Here is a 21,464-nt window from a genome sequence, read left to right as displayed (position 1 = left end):
TCGGCCCTCACCGGGCGAAGTCCTTCAACGTGACGGAGGCGCCGGGCCGCAGGGTGACCGTGCGCGACACACCGCCGTACGCGACCGTCGTGGTGCGGCCGCCGACGCTGTGGATCCGGACCTCGGTCGGTCTCCCGTCGTGCCAGCGCAGGTCCGCCTCGAAGCCGCCCCGCGCGGCCACGCCCCGGACGAAGCCCGAGCCTGCCCAGGCGTCGGGAAGCGCCGGGAGGAGTTCGATGTGCCCCGGCCGGGAGTACAGCAGCATCTCCACCACCGCGGCCGCAGTGCCGAAGTTGGCGTCGATCTGGAAGATGCCCCGGCCGCGTTCCACCTCGTAGATGTCGAAGAGGTTGGGTGCCGTGCCGTTGCTGCCGCCGGTCGACGGGCGGAGGTTGTTCACGACCAGCTGGTAGGCCTTCTCCGCGTCCTTCAGGCGGGCCCAGCACAGGCCGCGCCAGGCGTTGGCCCAGCCGAAGCTCTCCGTGCCGCGCGCGGTGAGCAGGGCGGTGGCGCCGGCCACGAGGTGGGCCGGGGTGGAGCCGTCGGGGCGGATCCGGTCGCCGGGGAACAGGCCGACGAGCGGGGACAGGTGCCGGTGCGTGGTCTCGCCGAGGTTGTCGGGGGACATCCACTCCTCCAGCCAGCCGGTGCTCGGGCTGACCTGTGGCAGGTAGAGCTTTCTGCGCAGTGAGGCGATCGTATCCGCGTAGTCCATGTCCGTCCGCAGCTCGGCCGCAGCGGTGCAGTAGTTCCCGAACAGCGCCCACACCAGTTCCTGAGCGTAGGTGATGCCCTTGGCGTCGAGCGGGCCGTGCTCGGGCGACCAGTCGCTGTCGGCGATCAACACCTCCTGTGTGGTGCCGGGGAGGGTGGTGGTGAGCAGTCTGGCCTCCCAGAACTCGCAGGCCCCCTTGAGCAACGGGTAGATCCTGGCCAGGAGTTCCCGTGACCGGGTGTACTCGTAGTGCTCCCACAAGGTCGCGCACAGCCAGGCGTTGCCCGCCGGGTGCCACCACCAGCCGCCTCCGCCGTGGGGGTTGGTGGAGATGGCGACGGTCCAGCCGGCGTTCCTGCCGGTGGAGTTGCGGTAGCGGTTGCGGGGGTCGCTGAACAGTCGGCGGGTGAGGTCGGTCCAGGACGGGAGCTGGGCGAGGCAGTAGTCGGTGAGGGCGTCGAAGCACGGCGACAGGCCCGTGCGGTCGGCCATCCAGTAGTTCATCTGGATGTTGATGTCGGTGTGGTAGTCGCCCATCCAGTCCGGGTCGTTGCCGTCGAGCCACAGCCCTTGCAGGGCGAGGGGCAGGCTCCCGCGTGAACCGGAGATCATCAGGTAGCGGCCGAAGTGCACGTAGGCGGCTTCGAGTTCGGGGTCGGGTGCGCCGTCCCGGGCCCGCGCCCGGAGCCGTTCCCAGGTGTCCAGCGAGCGCTGCTCGGCGGACGACGTGCCGAGCGCGAGGTCCATGCGCCCGTACAGGTCCTGGTAGTCGGCGACATGGGTGCGCAGCAGGGTGTCGACGGCGTGGGTGGCGGCATCGCGCACCTTGGTGCGGGCCAGCTTGTGCGGGTCGAGGGACGGATCGCGGTAGTCCTGGGCCGCGTCCGGCGCGTAGTCGGTGCCGCCGCTCACGACCACAGTCAGCTCCCGGCACCCGGCGAAATCGATCCGCGAGCCGCTGACGGTGACCCGGCCGCCCGTGCCGTACGCGGTGACGGCGGCCCCGTAGCGCAGGCCGTTCGGGAATGCCGTGCCGAAAGACACCCCGGCGCCCTCACCGTGCGTGCCCTCCAGCACGACGGTGCCGGTGTAGCAGCCGCCGCCGCTCTGCGTGAAGTGCAGGACGATCACGTCGTCGGGTCGACTGGCGAAGATCCGCCTGCGGTACGTCACTGCGGAGCGCGTGTACGACGTGGTCACCAGCCCCTGTGCCAGGTCGAGGGTGCGGCGGTAGCCGTTGACGGCGGACAGGTCGTGGTCAGGGATGTCGACGGAGAGGCGGGCGAGGAGGGTGAAGGAGCCGAAGTCGTCACGGCCGTAGGGGAACTGGCCGTCGGCGTCGAGGGTGTCGTTGCGGCCGCCGGTCCACATCGTGGCGTCGGTGATCAGGAGGAGTTCGCGGCCGGGGTCGTTGCCGACGAGGGCGCCGAGGCGGCCGTTGCCGACCGGCAGGCCCTGCTCGATCATGGAGTGCTCGTCGGCGGGGGCCTGCCACCACAGCTGGTGGCGTGAACTGCCCTCGCTCAGCGGCGAGTCGGTGGGGCGTTGCGGTGCGGCCGACGCGGTGAAGGCGGGCAGCGTGGTGAGGGCTCCGGTCGCCGCGGCGAGGGCGAGCAGGCTGCGTCTGGGCAGGCGGTCGGACGGGGCGGTGTCCATGGCGGGCTCCTGGCAGTCGTGGGCGGGCGCCCGGGGTGCGTTCAGGACGACTTCGGTACGTCGATCCGGTCGATGTCCGGGGCGTAGCCGGCGCCGCTGTCGAAGGTGACCGTGTTGGCACCCGCCTTGAGCGTCACGGGCACACTGACCGTCTCGGCGGTCCCCCAGTCGCCGGTGGAGGGGAACTTGTGCCGGGTGGCGCCGCCGCCGTTCGCGGAGATGCCGACCGACCGGGGGTCACCGCTGACGTAGGCCACCTTGATCAGGTAGGTGCCGGGCTTGTCCACGACGACGTCGTTGAAGCGGAGCGTGCCGCCGAGGTAGAGGTTGCCCACCTTGCGGCCGTCGGAGCAGGCCGAGCAGTCGGCGACGGAGGCGTTGCCGCCGAGGGTGTTCGCCGGGGACTCGGCTTCATAGGCGGTCGTGGTGAGCGCGCTGCCGCGCGGCGTGACGGTGAAGAGGCGGGAGCCGTGGGCGGGCAGGGCCTGGGTGATCTTGTTCGTGTAGCTGCCGAGGTTCTCGTGGTTCCACAGGTCGCGTACCGCGGCCTTGCCGGTGAAGCCGAGGGACGCCCAGTGGGCGGTGACGGCGGCGGGGGCGTCGGCGAGGTTGAACAGGGCGACGGTGTAGGTGCCGTCGGGGTTCTTCGCGGCCCACACCTGCTGGGGGTCGGAGGGGGTGACGGGGCGTGCGGGCGGGGTGGCGCCCTGGTTGACGGCGATGACCTCGCGGTTGGTCAGCAGGGACAGGCCGTAGGAGTCGAGGCGGGTGAGGTCGTCGCCGGTGTAGAGGGGGGACTTGGCGATGGCCCACAGGGTGGCGTAGCTCTGCCGCTCGGCCTTGGTGAGGCCGTCCATCTCGCCGTTGCCGACGTCGAGGGAGTCGAGGTCGTTCCAGCCGCCGGGGCCGGCGTGCCGGGTCCAGGCGGGGGCGTCGTCCCAGCGGTCGTCGACGGAGTTCTCCCAGCTGACCAGGGTGTTGCAGTAGCACTCGACGTCGGTGTCGATGCGCCAGCCCTGGGAGTGCTTCTTCCAGTCGGCCACGCGCCCGATGTCGAGGGACCAGGACAGTTCCAGGTGGATGGGCCGGCCGGTGGCGGCGATGGCCTTCTGCCACGCGGCCACGTCGGCAACGTTGTCGTACTGGTCGCCGTTCTTGCCGGAGCCGGGGCCGACACCGTCGAGCTTGAGGAAGTCGTAGCCCCAGTCGGCGAACATGCTCGCCTGGGAGTCGACGTACTTCTGCGCGCAGGGGTCGGAGAAGTCGAGCTTGTACGCGCTGTCCCAGCCGTTGGTCGTGCGCAGGTCGTCGTGGACGATGTCGGCGGTGGTACAGCCGTCGGCGTTCCAGATGGGCACCTTGCCGTCGCCGTACGCCTCCTTCTCCAGGCCGACCGGCAGATAGATGCCGGCCTTGAGGCCCTTGGCGTGGATGCGGTCGGCGAGGGCCTTCATGCCGCTGGGGAAGCGGACCGGGTCGGCCTGCTGGCGTCCGTACCGGTCGAACCCGGGCTTCCATGCCTTGTCGCGCCACCAGCCGGCGTCGATGTTGACGTATTCGTAGCCGTACTTCTTCAGCTTGGCGGCCAGGGCGCCGGCCTGCTTGAGGACGTTCGCCTCGGTCAGGTAGCTGTAGTCGCCGTCCGGGTTCAGGCCGGGATACTTCGAGGACTGCATGCTCCAGCTCGACCAGCCCATGTAGGGCTTGGCGGCGAGAGCCGGTGCGGCGGTCTCGGCCTGGGCGGCGGGTACGGCGGCGGTCACACCGGCGGCGAGGGCCAGGACCACCACCGCTCTCAGGGTGCGTGCGGGCATGACGGAGTACGAGGATGACCGCATGGGTCGTACCTCCAGGTGCGGTTTCAGCGGCTCTACTGCTGCTGGTCGGCTCTGATGAAGGACTGGATCGCGGTGGCCGCGGCGCCCCGCGCCCACTCGTCGAAGGGCAGCGGGCGGGTCTGTACGTCGCAGTGGGCGGCGGAGCCGAACGCGGCCGCGGCGAAGGCGTCGCGGATCTGTTCGGCGAACAGGTCGTGGGCGGCGAGGCCCTCACCGGAGATGATCACCCGCTCGGGGCCGAGCAGGTTGGCCACGGTGGCGATGCCCCGGCCGATCGCCTCGCCCGCGCGCGCATAGGCCTCGCGCGCTCCGGCGTTGCCTCGGTGGGCCAACTCCACGGCCTCGGCGGCGTCGGCGACCTGGACGCCCGTGGTCTCGCGGATCCGCCGGACGATCGCGGCGTCCCCCGCGATCGCCTCCACGCAGCCGCGGTTGCCGCAGTGGCAGGGCGGGCCCGCCGGGTCGACGGTCACATGGCCGATCTCCCCGGCCACACCGTGTGCCCCGGCGACCACCCGGCCGTGCACCACGAGCCCGCAGCCGATGCCGGCGCCGACCGTCACCACGGCGAAGTCGGACAGCCCCACGCCGGCGCCGAACCACTGCTCGGCGACGGTGAGGGCCCGTACGTCGTTGTCGACGGTGACCGGCAACCCGGTGGTCGTGGCGGCGAGTTCGGCGAGGGGCACGTCCCGCCACTCCAGGAACGGTGAGTAGCGGACGACGCCCGCGCCACGGTCGACGTCACCGGAGACGGCGATGCCGAGGCCGAGAACCGGCACGCCCAAGTCGCCCGCCTCGGCGAGCAGTTCGCCCGCCAGCTCGGCGACCGAGGCCAGCACGCCCTTCGGTTCCCGGTCCGCGAGCGGCGCGTGGCGGGCGACGCGGATGCGGCAGCACAGGTCGGTGAGCACGCCGATGATCTCGTCGCCGGTCACCTTGACGCCGATGAACAGCGCCCGTCCCCCGTCGACCCGCACCGGGTTGGCGGGGCGGCCGAGCGCGGGGCGGGCCGGCTCGTCCGCGTCCTCCACCAGGTAGCCGGCCTCGATGAGGGGCCGTACCGCCTTGGTGACGGCCGCCGGGGACAGTCCCGCCCGCCGGGCCACCTCCAGGCGGGTGAGCGGCCCGTGGGAGAGGACCGTGGTGAAGATCTGCGAGGCGGCCGGCGTGTTCGCCGGGAACGTCTCGGCACGGCGGGTCGAGGTCATGCCCGGAACCTAGAGCCCTTATTTTCCGCCGTCAATAAAAGAAGCAGGATTCACTGAAGGACTCCCTCCCGGCGGTCCGCTGTCGTCCAACTGCGCGTCGTCTGTGGCGATGTGACGGGATGCGAGAACGTTGCCCCGCACGAAGGTGATCGTTCTCGTATCAGCAGCACATCGACAGAATTGGGAGGAATCCGGATGGTCTCAGCATCGGTGGTCCGAGGTACGGCGGCAGCGGCGGCCCTCGTGTCGCTCCTGGCGGTTCCCGCACACGCCGCCACGCGGGAACCCGGCACCACCACGGCCGACGCCTCGGCGCGCGCACTGGCCGAACCGGACGTCACGGGCGTGTGGAACGTCCTGAACACGGTGCGGCGGCAGGGCGCACCCGGCGCGATGGCACGCCTCGACGACCGCGACACGATCCACTGGGCGGCCGTCGGTGTCGCCGATCGGAAGTCCGGACGGGCCATCAGCAACGCCGACCGGTTCCGCATCGGCAGCGTCACCAAGGTCTTCTCGGCCGTCGTCCTGCTGCAACTGGTCGACGAGAAGAAGCTGAAGCTGGACGCCCCGGTCAACCGCTATCTGCCGGGGCTGCTGCCCGACGACCGCATCACCGTGCGCCATGTGCTGAGCCACCGCAGTGGCCTGCACGACTACACCAACGAGATGTTCGCGCGGACGGTTCCCGGCTTCGAGGCGGTCCGCACCAAGGTGTTCACCTACCGGCAACTGGTGAACCGGTCCCTGAGCAAGCCACGCACCACCGAGCCCGGTGGCGCGTACTCCTACTCCAACACCAACTTCGTCGTCGCCGGCATGCTCATCGAGAAACTGACCGGGCACTGGGTGGGGACCGAGTACAAGGACCGGATCATCGACCCGCTGAAGCTGCGCGACACCTTCTACGTGCACCCCGGCACGAAGATCCCCGGCCGGCACGCCCGCGGCTATCTCACCCCGGACGCGGCCGGAGCGGCGCTCGTCGACTCCACCGAGCAGACGGTGTCCTGGGCGCAGAGTGCGGGCGCGATGATCTCCAGCACGCGGGATCTCAACACCTTCCTGTCGGCGCTGCTCGGCGGCCGGCTGACCTCCGGGGCGCAACTGGCCCAGATGGAGCGGTGGGTGCCGTCGGGCACCTCGCAGGCGTACGGGCTCGGGCTGCGGCGCCGCGACCTGTCGTGCGGGGTCTCCGTCTACGGCCACACGGGCGCCGTCCAGGGCTACTACACGTATGCGTTCGCGTCCAAGGACGGCAGGCGCAGCCTCGCCGCGGTAGCCAACACCTCCAACAACGGCACGGTCCTCAACTCCATGCTGGGCACGCTGGAGTCCGCGTTCTGCGGCAAGCAGACGAAGGCGCAGCGCGGTTCCGCGCCCGTCGAACGGCACGAGGACGTAGCGCCCGGGGTCCCCCTGGGCGTGAACCCGAGCTGAGGGCGGGCGCACACCGTCATCCCGGCCGGCGGGAACCCACGAGATCCCGGGGACGTTTTCCGGACATCCCCACCGGATCTCGAAGCACCCACCAGGACGGCACGATGAACGAGTTGGTTCCCGGGGGCAATCTGCCCCTCCCGGGCGGCAGCGTGAGCGTCCGGGTGACCGGCCCCTTCGACGTGTCCGCGCTCGTCACCGACGACAGCGGCAAGGTCCGGGGCGACGCCGACTTCGTGTTCTACAACCAGCCGTCCGCTCCGGGTGCCCGGCTCCACGGCGACACCCTGACCCTCGACCCACTGCGACTGCGCCCCGGGGCCACCCGGGTCACGGTGGTCGTCAGCCCCGCCGACCCCGGCACTCCCCTGGGCCGCCTGCCCTCCCCCACGCTCCAGGTCACCGGCCCGGGCGGCCACCCGATCGCCCGGTTCGCCCCGCCGCGCCCGCGGCAGGAGACCGTGCTGCTGCTCGCGGAGATCTACCGTCGTGGCGGCGGCTGGAAGCTGCGGGCCCTGGGGCAGGGGTACGCGGACGGGCTGGCGGGGCTCGCGCGCGATTTCGGGGTCGACGTCATCGAGGATGCGACGCCCTCGCCGGTCCCGTCGGCACCTGCCCCGCCGTCGCCCGTCGCACCACCCGCACCCCCACCCGCCGCTCCTCCCATGCCCACCGCTCCCCCGGTGCCTCCCGCACGGCCCTCGATGCAGACCCTCTCCGCCGTCTCCACCCCGCATGCCCCGTTCCCGGATCGCGACGGCTTCCTGGGCCTGGTCAACTCCGCCCGCGCCGAGGCAGGTTCACCGCCGGTCACCCTCGACGCCCGCCTCGCCTCCGCCGCCCAGGCCCACGCCTCCGCCATGGCCGCGGCAGGACGGCTCGGCGTCGAGGGCCGCGACGGTGTCTCCGTGTACCAGCGCATCACCACCGCCGGGTACGCGTATCTCACCGTCGGCGAGCACCTGGTCTCCGGCCCCCGCACACCCGCCGAGTTCGTCGCGTACTGCCTGCGCACCGAACACCCCCGCCGCACCCTGCACGACCCGGCCTTCACCCACGCCGCCCTGGCGCATGTCACGGGCGGCCGCTCGGGCGACACCTACTGGACCGCGCTGTGGGCCAGGCCGCTCACGCCGGGCGACCTGTCCCGCACGGCGGCCGAGGTCGTCGAGCTCACCAACCGGGAGCGGGCCGGGGCCGGGCTGCGCCCCCTGTCCGTCGACCCCGTGCTCACCACCGCCGCGCAGGCGTACAGCGCGGACATGGCGGCCCGCGCCTTCTACTCCCACACCTCGCCCGAAGGGGGTCAGCCCTGGGACCGGGCCGCCGCCGCGGGCTCCACGCGGCGTTCGATCGGCGAGAACATAGCGTGCGGCCAGCGCTCCCCCGCCGAGGTCGTGGAGGGCTGGATGAACAGCCCGGGCCACCGCGCCAACATCCTCAAGCGCGACTTCACCCACCTGGGGATCGGCTTCGCGGGCGGCGGACCGGCGGGGACGTACTGGACGCAACTCTTCGGTGCCTGACGGCCGCAGGACAGCGGCATGCCGCGATCTGGTCGGAACGGGACCGTCCGGGACAGGATGCCCGCATGAAGGGTGACCTCTTTTCCAGCGAGCACATGGTCCAGCCCGCCTCGGTGCCGGGCATGACGGTCGAAAACGCCAAATGCATCAAGTACGCGGTGAACGGCGAGATGCACGCCCGCCAGGGCGCGATGATCGCCTACCGCGGCAACCTCCAGTTCGAGCGCAAGGGCCAGGGCGTGGGCGGCATGCTCAAGCGGGCCATGACCGGTGAGGGGCTGCCGCTGATGGCGGTGCGCGGGCAGGGCGAGGCCTGGTTCGCGCACGAGGCGCAGAACTGCTTCATCGTCGAGGTCGACCCCGGCGACGAGTTCACGGTCAACGGCCGCAACGTCCTGTGTTTCGACGCCTCGTTGTCGTACCGGATCGCGACGGTGAAGGGCGCGGGCATCGCCGGTGGGGGGCTGTTCAACAGCGTCTTCACGGGGCAGGGCCGGCTGGGCCTGGTGTGCGAGGGCAACCCCCTGGTCATACCGGTCTCGCCGCAGTTCCCGGTGTACGTCGACACGGACGCGGTGGTCGGCTGGACCGCCGGACTGCAGACCTCGCTGCACCGCTCGCAGTCGCTCGGCTCGATGCTGCGCGGCGGTTCCGGGGAGGCCGTGCAGCTGATGCTGCAGGGTCAGGGCCATGTCGTCGTACGGCCGAGCGAGGCGACGCCGCAGAAGGCCCAGCAGCACTGAGGCCCACCGAGGCATAGGGTCCCGCGACGTGATCTGCGCCTCACGAGCAACCCTGCCCGCCCCGCCGACGTCTTGATCGACAACAGCTGAACAACATCAGGTGACCGACCTGGGATGACGCCCTGGCCCTTTGGGTCAGGGCTCACTTCCGACGCACTATACCCCTCATGTATACACAGTGCGTATAGATGCTGTGTATACCGGATCGAAAGGCATCCATGTACGGCAAGGCATTCGCCCCGGAGTATCAGGGCGCCCTGACCACGCTGTCCGTCAACTCCTCGCTGACCGACGTACTGGCCGCCGGCACCGAGCAGTTGCAGGCCGCGGAGCGGGCCGGGCGGCACGGCGAGGCGGCGCGCTCGGGGCTCGCGGTCGCCGAGGCGCATCGCCGGCTGGGGCAGGTCGGGGACGCGGACCGGGCGTGGAAGGCGAGCTACCGCGCCGCCCGGGAGGCCGACGACACCGCGGCGATGGCGTGGGCCCTGTGGAGCGGCGGCACGCTGGCCCGGCAGCGCGGCGCGTTCCCCCTGGCCCGGCGGCTGCTCCAACTCGCGGCAGACCTCGGCGAGCGCGGCGGCGACATCGTCGTACGCGGCTACTCGCTGGCCGGCCTGGCCGAGACCGGCCGGATCCAGGGCGACTACGAGGCCGTCCACCGGCTGCACGAGCAGCTGCTGGCCGAGGCCCGGCGGCGTGGCGAGGCGCGGCACACGGTGTGGGCACTGGAGGGCATAGCCCAGATCCATCGCAACACCGGGTCGTACGACACCGCGTACGCCCTGTTCGAGGAGGCGGCCGAGATCGCCGTGCGTGCCGACGACCGGCGTGGCCACGCCTGGGCGCTGCGCGGACTCGCGGACATCGTCTCGGTGCGCGACGGCGACGCCGAGCGGGCGCTGGCCCTGCTGTCCGAGGCGGAGACGACCTGCCGTGCGATGAAGCTCTCCAGCGCGCTGGCCTACAACCACAAGATGCGCGGCAACGTCCTCTACCGCGCCGGGCGTTACGCCGAGGCCCGGGACCTGTACGAGCAGGCGCTCGCGGAGTTCCGTGCCATGAGCGAGCCGCGCGGGGAGGCGCTGTCCCGGCTGGGGCTGGCCAAGTCGCGGGCCCGGCTGGGACGCGACCATGCTGAGACCGCCGCCGAACTGGCCGAGCTGGCAGGGGTGTTGGAGCGCATCGGACTGCGGCACGCGCGGGAGATGGTGGCGCGGGCGCAGGAGGAGTTCGGTGTCGTGGCGGATGCGGAAAACCCTGCCGAGCATGCCGTGGCGGGCGCCGGGGCGGTGTCCGTACGGTGACGGCGTTCCCCTCTGCGGTACAGGCGCCGGCAGACGCCCGCCAAGTCCTCGACCGCTGCCGCGCCTTGGTGCGGCCCGCACTGCGGGAGGCGGTGGGGCGGACGCATCCGTGGGTCGGTGAGATGGCCGCGTACTCCTTCGGCTGGTGCGAGGTGGGCGGCGCGCCGGCCGCAGCGTCCGGCGGGAAGGGCATACGGCAGGCGCTGGCGGTTCTCGGGGCCGAGGCGGCCGGTGCGCCCGGGCGTGTCGCGGTGCCCGGGGCGGTCGCGGTGGAGCTGGTGCACGCCTTCTCCCTGCTGCACGACGACATCATGGACGGCGACACGTCCAGGCGCCGCCGCCCCACCGTGTGGAAGGCGTACGGCACAGGGCCCGCGGTTCTCGCCGGGGACGCGCTGTTCGCGCTCGCGGTCGAGACGCTCGCCGTGGAAGCGGCGGGCCCGCAGGCCGTACGGCTGCTGTCGGTGGCGTTGCAGGACCTGGTGCGCGGGCAGGCGGACGACCTGCTGTTCGCCACGCGTCCCTGGACGGGACCGGAGCGGGTGCGGCCGGACGAGTACCGGAGGATGGCCGAGCACAAGACGGGCGCCCTGCTGGGCTGTGCGGCCGCGCTGGGCGCTCTGCTCGGCGGTGCGCCGCCCTCGACCGTCACCGCGCTCGACCGCGCCGGGCGGCATCTGGGCATCGCCTTCCAGGTGGTCGACGATCTGCTGGGCATCTGGGGCGACCCCGCCGTCACCGGCAAACCGGTGTACGGCGATCTGCGGGAGCGCAAGAAGACGTTCCCCGTGCTGGCCGCGCTCGACTCCCCCGCCGCCGGTCGTCTCAGCACGCTCCTGGAGTCGGCCGCCGACCCCGCCGAGACAGCCGCACTGATCGAGGAGGCGGGGGGCCGCTCGGCCGCGCTGGCTCAGGCGCGGCGCCATGTGACCGCCGTGGAGGCGGCTCTCGCCGATGTACCGCTGGAGGCGCGAGCCGCCGGGGAGCTGCGGGCGCTGCTCGACTTCCTCGTCCGGCGCGATCTGTGAAAGCACGGTTCACCGCCGGACGGCGGTGAACTTCGCGCCGCCATGCCGCCCACAGCGAAACCGAGTTGACCGGTGTCACCAGCCACGTCAGGGTGCGAAGCGGCGTGGCTCATCGCCCCCCACGCCGGAAAGGTGACTGCCTTGATCGGGATCTCGGACGTCGAAGCCGCGGCCGACCTCATCGCCGGACACGTCGTACCCACCCCGACCGTACCCAGCCCGGGCCTGTCGGCCCTGCTCGGCGTTCCGGTCACGGCCAAACTCGAACTCCTCCAGCGCACCGGCTCGTTCAAGGCCCGCGGGGCGACGGCGAAGCTGCTGTCGCTGACCGACGCCCAGCGCGCCGCCGGCGTCGTGGCGGTCAGCGGGGGCAACCACGGGATCGCCCTGGCGCTGACGGCGGCCGCCCACGACGTGAAGGCCACCGTGGTGATGCCGCGTACGGCGCCGGCCCGCTCCATCCGGATCGTCGAGGACGCCGGGGCGTCGGTGCGGCTGACGGACGACATGGACGGCGCGTTCTCGCTCGTCACCCGGCTGCGCGACGAGGGGCTGACGCTCGTCCACCCCTTCGACGACCCCTTGGTGATCGCCGGCCAGGGCACGGTCGGGCTGGAACTCGCCGAGGACGCCGGGGACCTCACGGACGTGCTCGTCAGCGTCGGGGGCGGCGGGCTCGTCGCCGGCGTCGCGGTGGCACTGCGGGCCCGCCGTCCCCACGTGCGGATCTGGGGTGTGGAGACCGAGGGCGCCGAGGCCATGTCCGAGGCGCTGGCGGCGGGCGGGCCGGTGCCGGTGGCGCTGTCGTCGATCGTGTCGACGCTGAGCGCGCCGGCCGTGTCGCAACTGACGTACGACCATGTGTCCGCGCTGGTCGACGAGGTGCTCGTGGTGCCGGACCGGGAGGCGGTGCGGGGCGTGCTCGACCTCGCCGAGCACGCCAAGGTGTGGGCGGAGCCGGCCACCGGCTGTCTGCTGCCCGCGGCCCGGCGCGTGGTGGAGCGGGTCGGGGACGGCGCCCGGCTGGGGCTGGTGGTGTGCGGGGGCAACGCGACGACCGGTGACGTGCTGCGCTGGGCGGCGGATTTCGGTCTTCACTGAAGCCCGCTGGCTCAATTCCCTCGGTTTTCCGAATACTTACTCGCGCGTAAGAAACAAATGAAAAGAGACGCCCTTTAGTTGAGGCTTTCGTTGAACGCATCCCGTCGCACCTCTCGTACTTCCTGTGAGAAATGAGAGCCAGGGGTTCAGCGAGGGATGACCATGGTCAAGGCGCGTGTCTCCACAGCCGAGTTGGTCGCGGGAAGGTACCGGCTCGTCGATGTCGTCCATCGCGAGACGAACCGCGTCAGTTACTACGGCGAGGAGATGGAGACCGGACGTCCATGCCTCCTCACCCAGATCGGGCTCCCCGACGACCCGTGCCCCGAGGACGGGCGCCGGGCCACCTCGCGGATCCTGCGGGCGTCCGAGCGGATGGGGCTGCTGCGCCCGGGCCGGGTAGCGAGCGTCCTGGAGGCCGTCGAGGAGGCCGGCAGCCTGTGGACCGTCACCGAGTGGATCGACGGCACGCCCCTGGGCGAACTCCTCACCCAGCAGGGCACGTTCAACTATGTGCGGGCCGCGCGCATCGGCCTCGAGCTGCTGGACGTGCTGGAGGCCGCGCACGTCGCGGGCATCACCCACGGCGAGCTGAGCCCGGGCCAGGTCTTCGTGAGCGACGAGGGCTCCGTCGTGGTCACCGGCTTCGGCCTGGCCGGCGCGACCCTCGCACCCCGGGTCGCCGCGCCGTCGTACGCCTCCCCGGAACAGGCCCGTGACGAGCGCATCGGGCCGGCGTCGGATCTGTGGGCGCTCGGCGCGATCCTCTACACGATGGTCGAGGGCCGCCCGCCGTATCGCGAACGGGACCGGCCCGAGGCCACGTTGAAGGGCGTGGACCGGCTTCCGCTGCGCGCGCCGGTGCGTGCCGGGCCGCTCACCCAGGCCGTGCAGGGGCTGCTGCGCAAGGACTCCCGGGAGCGGCTGAGCCGACCGGTGGTCCGCGACGCGTTCGTCCGCGTGCTCAACGAGGACCCCGAGGCTCCCCTGCAGGCGCAGTCAGGCCCCCGGCTGCGCGGTCTGTACGCCGTGGGACCGGGCTGGGGCAGACGCGCCATGGTCGCCGGCACCGCCCTCGCCGTGGTCACCGTCGCCGCCGCCGTCCTGGTGGTGACCAACGGCCGGCCGGACGACTCGGACTCGTCGGCGGCGGGTACGGCGCCCGGTCCGTCCGCCTCCACCGAGGCACCCACCCGTCCGTCCCCCACTGCCACGCCCAGCTCGGCGCCCAGTTCGTCCCCCACGCGGGAAGCGACACAGGCGCAGACGCCCACCGTGTCCCCGTCGCGCACGGCCCTGCCGCCCGGCTATGCGACGTACAAGTCACCGGACGGCTTCTCCGTCGCCCTGCCCGAGGGCTGGCAGCCGCTGCGCACCAAGCGCGCCTCGGACCTGGCGTACCGCGTCTTCTTCAGCGCCGACGGCGATGCGCGCAAGCTGGCCATCACCTACAGCGAACGCCTGGGCCCGGACCCGGTCGCCGTCTGGCGCGACGACGTGGAGCCCGGTCTGCAGGAGTGGAGCGGGTTCCAGCGGATCGGCGAGATCGAGGCGACCACGTACCAGGGATACGAGGCCGCCGACATGGAGTGGCTCTCGGACAAGGACGGCGTCCGTGTCCGCACCTTCGGCCGCGGCTTCCTCATCGATGATCACCGGGGCTACTCACTGCGCTGGACGACCCCGGAGGCCGACTGGGACGACCCGGCCAACCAGGAGGCCCTGGACGTCTTCCTGCGGACCTTCCGGGTGCCCGAGGACTGATCAGGCCGACGCGCGAGGTGCGCCCATCGCGCGCAGGGGCCGCTGGTGCAGCGGTTCGGTGCGCCAACGCGCCGTGAACGTCCGGTCCTTGAGCGAGCACGTCACGTCCAGGTGGTGCGGGGTCTCCAGGAAGGCGACGTCCACGACGAGGGTGTCCGCGTCGGTCCAGCCGCCACTGACCGCGGTGGGCACCGGCTCCTCGGCGACGGTCCAGTCGGCGTCCCCGAGCCGCAGCCGAAGCGGGTGACCGTCCTCGGTGAGCGTCAGGGTCCAGCCGTCCGCGCCGGGCGTGAGGTCGATCGCGGTCAGCTTGGGCAGGTGCACGCGGACACCGTCGTCCGGCGTGAACGCGGCGCCGGACCATGCCTCCGCCCGCTCGGGCGGTGCGGGCTTGCCGGCGGCGGGCGGCAGCGCGAGGCCCGCCAGCCGCTCCGCCAGGGCCGCGTCCGCCTCCCCGCCGCCGGTCAGGGGCGCGGGCCGCATCGCGGGCAGCAGATGCTCCCAGACCAGGTCCAGCAGGCCAGGCATGTGCCAGGTGTCCGCGGTCGTCGCGATCACGGCGTCGTGCTCGGGCAGCACCACACAGAACTGACCGAACGCGCCGTCACCGCGATAACCGTGCCGGGACATCCAGAACTTGAAGCCGTAGCCGCGTTGCCAGTCGTTCCCGAGCCCGTCACCGGCGGTCGAGATCTGTGGGCGCGTCGCCTCCGCCACCCACCATTCGGGCATCAGCCGCTCGCCCTCCCACACCCCGCCGCGCAGATACAGCTGGCCGAGCCGGGCGATCGCGTCGGTGGTGGCGTGCAGCCCGCTGAAGCCGAGCTCCCGGCCGCTGCGGTCACACAGCCACGCGACCTCGCCGATGCCGAGCGGATCGAGCAGGCGGGGCCGGAGGTACCCGGTCAGCGACTGGCCGCTCGCGCGCTGGACGAGGGCGGCGAGCGTGAAGGTGGCGGGCTGGTTGTACGCGAAGACGGTCCCCGGGTCGCGGGGCGGGGGTACCAGGAGGAACCCGCGGACGAGGTCCTCGCGGTCGAGTTCGCGCGCCGCGAAGACCGTGTCGGTCTCGTGGCCGCTGGCCATGGACGCCACATGCCGCACGAGCATCGCCCGGCTGCGCGGATCGGTGATGTCGGCCTCGAGCTCGGGGAAGTACGAGATCACCGGGTCGTCGAGCCGTATCAGGCCCTCGCCGGCGGCGATCCCGGCGGCGGTCGCGGTGAAGCTCTTGCTGATCGAGTAGAGAAGATGCGGGCGTTCGGGGGTGTACGGCGCCCACCAGCCGGAGGCGACGAGGTGGCCGTGCCGCAGGATCATCAGGCTGTGCGGCTCGATGTCGGGGGCGTTGTCGAGGGCGTCGAGGAAGGCGAGGACGCCGGAGGCGTCGACGCCCTGGGCGGCGGGGGAGCTCGAGGGCAAGGGGCGGGCAGACATGGGGGCATCCTCTCCCGATGACCGAGCGATGACCTAGACGTTTCTGCACCCCGGACCGTGCACCCTGCCCCGTCCGTCCCGTTTTCCACACCCGTGTCCGGGGACTCGGCCCCCATGGTGCAGATCGGATACACGATGATGACCGAGCAGGCCGGCCCCCGTGAGCTGGTGGACCACCTGGTCCGCGCCGAGGAGGTGGGCTTCGACTTCTCCGTGACCTCGGACCACTACTTTCCGTGGCTGCGTTCACAGGGTCACTCGCCGTACGCCTGGAGTGTGCTGGGCGCGGCCGCCCAGGCCACGTCGCGCATTCCGCTGATGACCTACGTGACGTGTCCGACGTTCCGCTACCACCCGGCGGTGGTGGCGCAGAAGGCGGCCACGATGCAGCTGCTGTCCGAGGGCCGGTTCCGGCTGGGACTCGACTCGGGCGAGAACCTCAACGAGCATGTCGTGAGCGGCGGTTGGCCGTCTGTCGACGTACGGCACGAGATGTTCGAGGAGGCCGTGGAGATCATCCGGGCGCTCTTCAAGGGCGGCCATGTCAACCGTCGCGGCACGCACTTCGACGTCGAGTCGGCCCGCCTGTGGGACCTGCCGGACCAGCCGCCCCCCATCGGCGTCGCCGTCTCCGGGGATCAGTCCTGCGAGCTCGCGGGCAGGCTCGGCGACCTGGTGATCGCCACGGAGCCCAAGGCGGACCTGCTGGCAGCGTTCGACCGGCACGGCGGCGCGGGCAAGCCGCGCGTGGGGCAACTGCCGGTGTGCTACGACCCCGACCGGGACACCGCGATCAAACGCGCCCACTCCCAGTTCCGCTGGTTCGGCGGCGGCTGGAAGGTCAACTCGGAGCTGCCGCACCCGGACTCCTTCGACGCGGCGACCCAGTTCGTCACCCCGGACGACGTCGCCGACTCGATCCCGTGCGGCGACGACCCGGACGCCTTCGTCGAGGCCGTCCGCCCGTATGCCGAGGCGGGCATCACCGAGATCGCCCTGGTCCAGATCGGGGGCGAGACGCAGCTGTCGTATCTCGACTGGGCGGAGAAGACGCTGCTGCCCGCGCTGCGGGACGCTCTCGGCTGACCGCACGCGTACCGCGCCGGGTGACGCCGGGACTGCGCGAGCGAGGTCCGCGGGTGCCATAGGCTGCTGGTCTGCACTTCTGCCGTCCAAGCAGACCTACAGGCACGCAGTCCCTACAGGAGAGTCACCCGTGACACTGGCGTTCGTCCCGCCCGAGACGTCCCCGTCGCCCCAGGCCCCGTTGTCCGATCTCGTCGCGCGGGACGCGCGCGAGTTCGGGGTCTACGCGCGGACCGGAGGGTGGGCATTCGGCCTGATGGTGGCGCGCAGCGTGCGGCCCGGCGGGCAGAGCGCGGGCGAGACGCCGAAGGTGTCCGCGAAGGAGTTCGCCGAGCTCGCCGGCTGCTCCGCCGAGCGCGTCATGCGCTACTACAAGGCCTGGGACCGGGCCGCCGACGACGGCCTCGTCCCGCAGTTCGAGGCGCTCGCGCCGGGCCAGGAGGTGGAGCTGCCGGACGCCGACGTGTGGCTGAGCTACTACGTCTCCCGCAACAGCGCCACCTCCGAGCGCGGCACCGCCATCGCCGAGGCCGCCGAGGCCGAGGGCATCCGCCCGACGAAGGCCCTGGAGGTCGCCGAGAACCCGACCGCGCTGCGCGCCGCGATCCTCGCCGATCCCTCGACCGCCCGTGCGGCCCGCCAGGCGCTCCTGGACCGGGTCCTCGAGGACCCCGACCTTCAGGCCGAGTTGGCGCGGGACGTCGTACGCACCGACGACCTGAAGAAGGCCGTCGCCAGTGAGAGCCGGGCGGTCGACCGGATCGACTACGTCCGCCAGATCGCCGAGTCCGGCCAGATCAAGACACCTGCCGGGCAGACCGTCGACGCGCCCGTCGACCTCCGCCAGGAGGCCGAGCGGCACCTCTCGCTGATCGACGAGCTGGAGGACGACGAGGACACCGGCGAGTGGGCCACCGAGGCCTACGGCACGATGAAGTCGCTCGTCGCCGAGGCCGTGGAGGCCGACCCCGAGCTGCGTGTGCAGGAGCGGCGGACGAAGTTCTACAGCAGCCTGCAGAAGGCGACGAAGGTCTTCGAGGAGCTGACCTTCGACGATGTCCAGGAGTTCGTCGAGGACGACATGGTCCAGCAGTTGGAGGAGCTCCAGCAGGCCATCTCCACGTGCATCGCGGCGCTGCGCGGGGCGCAGGGAGGCACGGCGCGGCAGCAGTAGCCGTCCTCGTACCGCCGAAGGCAGCCGCGCTCACACCGTCGAAACGCCACCGCTCACTCTGTGTAGCGGTGGCGTGTCCACAGCGGGAGCACGAACCAGCACATCAGGTACCAGAGGACCACGCCCGACACCAGCCAGGGCACATAGCCGTCATGGGTGGCGACGCGAAGGATCAGCAGGAGCGAGCACGCCGTCGTGGCGAGGAGCAGGATCAGGCCGACGAAGGTCAGCCGGGACGCCCACTCCACCGCCTTCGGTTTGATGCGCCGCCCTGACACCACGCGGTGCAGGGAGACGGGGCCGATCAGGGCGCCGGTGGCGGCGGCGCCCAGCACCACCGTCACGATGTAGATGGCCTGGTCCGTGTCGTCGAGGGTGTCGTACTTCGGCGTGAAGACGACGGTGAGCAGGAAGCCGAACAGGATCTGGACGCCCATCTGGGCCACCCGGACCTCCTGGATGAGCTCGCCCCACATACGGTCGGCCCGCTCGTCCTCGGTCTCGTCGCGTCCCTTCCGTCTCTCCTTCTCGGTCATGCGGGCCGGGTAACCCCGGCGCTGAACACTCAAACGAGCGGGCTCCGGGGCTCCGGGGCTCCGGGGTGGCCGCCCCGGAGCCGTACGGGTCTACCAGCGGTTTTCGACCTGGTCCTTGATGCGCCGGTCGTAGAGGTCCTCGATCGCGGCGAGCGTCGCGCCGGACAGCTCCGGCAGCGCGGCGGCGGCCGCGTTGGCGCGGGCCTGCTCGGGCGAACGGGCACCCGGGATCACCGTGGTCACGCCCGGCTGCTGGATGATCCAGCGCAGCGCCAGCTGGGCCGGCGTGAAGCCCTCGGGGGCGAGGGCGGCGAACTCCACGGCCGCCTCCACACCCGACTCGTAGTCGACGCCGGAGAAGGTCTCGCCCTGGTCGAAGGATTCGCCGTGCCGGTTGTAGGTGCGGTGGTCGTTCGCGGGGAAGACGGTGTCCTTGGTGTACTTGCCCGACAACAGGCCGGAGGCCAGCGGGACGCGGGCGATGATGCCGACGCCCGCCTGCTCGGCGGCGGGCAGCACCTCGCGCAGGGGCTTCATGCGGAACGGGTTGAGGATGATCTGCACGCTCGCGACGCCGGGGCGGGCGATCGCGGTCAGCGCCTCCTCGCAGGTCTCCACGCTGACGCCGTAGTGGGCGATGCGGTCCTCCGCGACCAGGGTGTCCAGCGCGTCGAACACCTCGTCCGTCGAGTAGACCGGCGTCGGCGGGCAGTGCAGCTGGACCAGGTCGAGGCGGTCCACGCCGAGGTTGCGCCGCGAACGGTCGTTCCAGGCGCGGAAGTTGTCGAGAACGTAGTTCTCGGGGATCTGGTCGACGCGGCGGCCCATCTTGGTCGCCACGAAGATGTCCGGCCCGGGCCTGCCGCGCAGGAACGCGGCGATGGTCTGCTCGCTGCGCCCGTCGCCGTACACGTCGGCCGTGTCGAAGAAGGTCACCCCCGACTCGACCGCCGCCTCCAGCACCGCCAGGGCTTCCTTGTCGTCGACGTCTCCCCAGTCGGCGCCCAGCTGCCACGTACCGAGACCGACGACGGATGCCCGCTGACCCGACCTACCGATTACATGCTCGTCCATGGCGTCAGTGTGTCATTCGTCATGCACGTGCGCGGAACGGGCCCCTCCGCGTGGCTACCTGTGAATCTTTCACTCACACGAGTGAATCGATTCGACAGGCCGGTAGTGACTGTCAAGCCCGTCCCTAGCGTGAACCCGTGACCGACGACTTCAGCCGCAGGGGCTTCCTGCGCACCGCCGCCGCCATGGCCGCCGCACCGACTCTCCTCCCGGCGGATCCGGCCGTCGCGGCACAGGAGTTGCCGGATTTCCCGGCGGATGTGGCGCTGTACCGCTCCGCGTACCGCAACTGGGTCGGCGAGATCACCGCCGACGGACTGTGGGCCTGCGCACCGGCCGACCCCGACCAGGTGGTCACCGTCGTCAACTGGGCCTGGCGGCACGGCTGGAGAGTCCGCGCCCGGGGTTCCTCGCATGGCTGGTCACCGCTGACGATCACGCAGGACACGGAGTCGGACGCGCCGGTCCTTCTCGTGGACACCGCCTCTCATCTCACCGGCCTGTCGCTGGAGTCGCCGACCTCGGTACGCGCCGGCACCGGCGTCACCCTGGAGGCCCTGCTCACCTACCTGGAGGAGCACGGCCTCGGCGTCACCGCCGCGCCCGCTCCCGGCAACCTGACCCTGGGCGGCGCCCTCGCCATCGGCGCGCACGGCACCGCCGTACCGGCGCGGGGCGAACAGCGGTCGACCGGGCACACGTACGGCTCGCTGAGCAATCTCGTGCTGTCGCTGACGGCCGTCGTCTGGGACGAGGACAGCGGCGCCTACGTGCTGCGGACGTACGACCGCGACGAGGCGGACTGCGCCGCGCTGCTCACCCATCTCGGTCGCTCCCTGGTCACCGAGGTCGTGCTGCGCGCGGGCGCGAACACCAACCTGCGGTGCGTCAGCCGTACGGACATTTCGGCCGGCGAACTCTTCGCCGCGCCCGGCACCGACGGACGCACCCTGGCGAGCTTCCTGGACCGGGCCGGGCGCGTCGAGGCCATCTGGTTCGCCTTCACCGAGTTCCCGTGGCTGAAGGTGTGGAGCGTCTCCCCCACCCGGCCGCTGACCTCGCGGCACGTGACGACGCCGTACAACTACCCGTTCTCCGACAGCGTCCCGACCCCGGTGGCGGACCTGGTCGGGCGCATGGCGTCGGAGGGGGCCTGGTATCTGGCGCCGGTGCTCGGCAACGCACAGTACGACGTGGCCGCGCTCGGGCTGGTGGCGACGCTGTCGGCGGACATCTGGGGGCCGTCCAAGAACACGCTGCTGTACCTGCGGCCGACGACGCTGAGGATAGCCACGAACGGGTACGCGGTGCTCACCAGCCGGGACCGAGTGCAGCGCGTCGTCGCCGAGTTCACCGCCTTCTACCGGGAACGGCTCACGGCGTACGCCGACCGGGGCCGCTTCCCGGTCAACGGCTCGGTGGAGATCCGGGTCACCGGACTCGACGAGGCGGCGGACGTCGGCGTGGACGGGGCGCGCACCCCGCTGTTGTCGGCGCTCGGGCCGCGCGACGACCGTCCCGAGTGGGACACGGTCGTGTGGCTGAACATCCTGTCCTTGCCTGGAACGCCGTACGCGGAGGCCTTCCTGAGCCAGATCGAGCGGTTCCTGCTGCGCACCTTCGACGGCGAGTACGCCATGACCCGCGTCGAGTGGTCGAAGGGCTGGGCCTACACGAGGGACGGCGCCTGGAGCGACGGCGAGGTGCTGGGCGCGGTCGTGCCCGGCTCCTTCGGGGAGGACGTGTGGGGGCGGGCGGCCGGGGTGCTGGACCGGCTCGACCCGCACGGTGTGTTCGGCAACGCTTTCCTCGACCGGTTGTTCCGGTGAGT

General features: G+C 71.7%; 16 protein-coding genes. 10 read left to right on the top strand and 6 right to left on the bottom strand.

Annotation, left to right across the window (positions count from 1 at the left end; translation table 11 throughout):
- Positions 1-7 precede the first annotated feature (7 nt).
- Genes PBV52_RS49430 through PBV52_RS49420 form a run of 3 tightly spaced genes read right to left on the bottom strand, consistent with a single transcriptional unit; the run spans position 8 to position 5,420 of the window.
- Positions 8-2,371 (bottom strand): glycoside hydrolase N-terminal domain-containing protein, encoded by a 2,364-nt coding sequence (locus PBV52_RS49430; RefSeq protein WP_274248752.1) that lies wholly within the window; start codon positions 2,369-2,371, stop codon positions 8-10.
- A gap of 41 nt (positions 2,372-2,412) precedes the next feature.
- Positions 2,413-4,209 carry a carbohydrate-binding protein gene (locus tag PBV52_RS49425; RefSeq protein WP_274248750.1) on the bottom strand — a complete coding sequence of 599 codons (1,797 nt, stop codon included), beginning with the start codon at positions 4,207-4,209 and terminating at the stop codon, positions 2,413-2,415.
- A 32-nt stretch (positions 4,210-4,241) separates the two neighbouring features.
- Entirely contained in the window at positions 4,242-5,420 is a 1,179-nt protein-coding gene (locus PBV52_RS49420) for an ROK family transcriptional regulator (RefSeq protein ID WP_274248748.1), read from the bottom strand.
- A 195-nt stretch (positions 5,421-5,615) separates the two neighbouring features.
- On the opposite strand from PBV52_RS49420, the gene PBV52_RS49415 reads away from it, so the two are divergent.
- The 7 genes from PBV52_RS49415 (at position 5,616) to PBV52_RS49385 (ending at position 14,326) form a co-directional block, all read left to right on the top strand.
- Entirely contained in the window at positions 5,616-6,860 is a 1,245-nt protein-coding gene (locus PBV52_RS49415; protein WP_274248746.1) for a serine hydrolase, read from the top strand.
- Between the two features lie 104 nt (positions 6,861-6,964).
- Positions 6,965-8,386 carry a CAP domain-containing protein gene (locus tag PBV52_RS49410; protein WP_274248744.1) on the top strand — a complete coding sequence of 474 codons (1,422 nt, stop codon included), beginning with the start codon at positions 6,965-6,967 and terminating at the stop codon, positions 8,384-8,386.
- 65 nt (positions 8,387-8,451) lie between these two features.
- Positions 8,452-9,129, top strand: a complete 678-nt coding sequence (locus PBV52_RS49405) for an AIM24 family protein (protein WP_274248743.1) — start codon at positions 8,452-8,454, stop codon at positions 9,127-9,129.
- 218 nt (positions 9,130-9,347) lie between these two features.
- Entirely contained in the window at positions 9,348-10,433 is a 1,086-nt protein-coding gene (locus PBV52_RS49400; protein ID WP_274248741.1) for a tetratricopeptide repeat protein, read from the top strand.
- The gene (locus PBV52_RS49395; protein ID WP_274248739.1) at positions 10,430-11,461 is read left to right on the top strand and encodes a polyprenyl synthetase family protein; all 1,032 of its coding nucleotides are present in this window, start codon (positions 10,430-10,432) and stop codon (positions 11,459-11,461) included. The genes PBV52_RS49400 and PBV52_RS49395 overlap by 4 nt, the downstream gene beginning before the upstream one ends.
- A 141-nt stretch (positions 11,462-11,602) precedes the next feature.
- Positions 11,603-12,562, top strand: coding sequence for a threonine/serine dehydratase (locus PBV52_RS49390; protein WP_274248737.1), 960 nt, complete (start codon positions 11,603-11,605; stop codon positions 12,560-12,562).
- Between the two features lie 156 nt (positions 12,563-12,718).
- Entirely contained in the window at positions 12,719-14,326 is a 1,608-nt protein-coding gene (locus PBV52_RS49385; RefSeq protein ID WP_274248735.1) for a serine/threonine-protein kinase, read from the top strand.
- Here PBV52_RS49385 and PBV52_RS49380 read toward each other — a convergent pair whose 3' ends face one another.
- Positions 14,327-15,763, bottom strand: coding sequence for a serine hydrolase (locus tag PBV52_RS49380; RefSeq protein WP_274248734.1), 1,437 nt, complete (start codon positions 15,761-15,763; stop codon positions 14,327-14,329).
- 114 nt (positions 15,764-15,877) lie between these two features.
- Between PBV52_RS49380 and PBV52_RS49375 the strand changes: the two genes are divergently transcribed.
- Positions 15,878-16,849: an LLM class F420-dependent oxidoreductase gene (locus PBV52_RS49375; RefSeq protein ID WP_274248732.1), complete on the top strand. Its 972-nt coding sequence runs from the start codon at positions 15,878-15,880 to the stop codon at positions 16,847-16,849.
- A gap of 130 nt (positions 16,850-16,979) precedes the next feature.
- Positions 16,980-18,023 (top strand): hypothetical protein, encoded by a 1,044-nt coding sequence (locus tag PBV52_RS49370; RefSeq protein ID WP_274248731.1) that lies wholly within the window; start codon positions 16,980-16,982, stop codon positions 18,021-18,023.
- A gap of 53 nt (positions 18,024-18,076) precedes the next feature.
- On the opposite strand, the gene PBV52_RS49365 is transcribed toward PBV52_RS49370, so the two are convergent.
- Both PBV52_RS49365 and PBV52_RS49360 read right to left on the bottom strand, forming a co-directional pair.
- Positions 18,077-18,559 (bottom strand): DUF6328 family protein, encoded by a 483-nt coding sequence (locus PBV52_RS49365; protein WP_274248728.1) that lies wholly within the window; start codon positions 18,557-18,559, stop codon positions 18,077-18,079.
- 90 nt (positions 18,560-18,649) lie between these two features.
- The gene (locus PBV52_RS49360; protein WP_274248726.1) at positions 18,650-19,633 is read right to left on the bottom strand and encodes an aldo/keto reductase; all 984 of its coding nucleotides are present in this window, start codon (positions 19,631-19,633) and stop codon (positions 18,650-18,652) included.
- Between the two features lie 185 nt (positions 19,634-19,818).
- On the opposite strand from PBV52_RS49360, the gene PBV52_RS49355 reads away from it, so the two are divergent.
- Entirely contained in the window at positions 19,819-21,462 is a 1,644-nt protein-coding gene (locus tag PBV52_RS49355; RefSeq protein ID WP_274249993.1) for a cholesterol oxidase substrate-binding domain-containing protein, read from the top strand.
- The last annotated feature ends 2 nt before the right edge of the window (positions 21,463-21,464 follow it).

Source organism: Streptomyces sp. T12 (assembly GCF_028736035.1).
Classification (GTDB): domain Bacteria; phylum Actinomycetota; class Actinomycetes; order Streptomycetales; family Streptomycetaceae; genus Streptomyces.
This window is presented reverse-complemented; position numbering and strand designations above follow the sequence as displayed.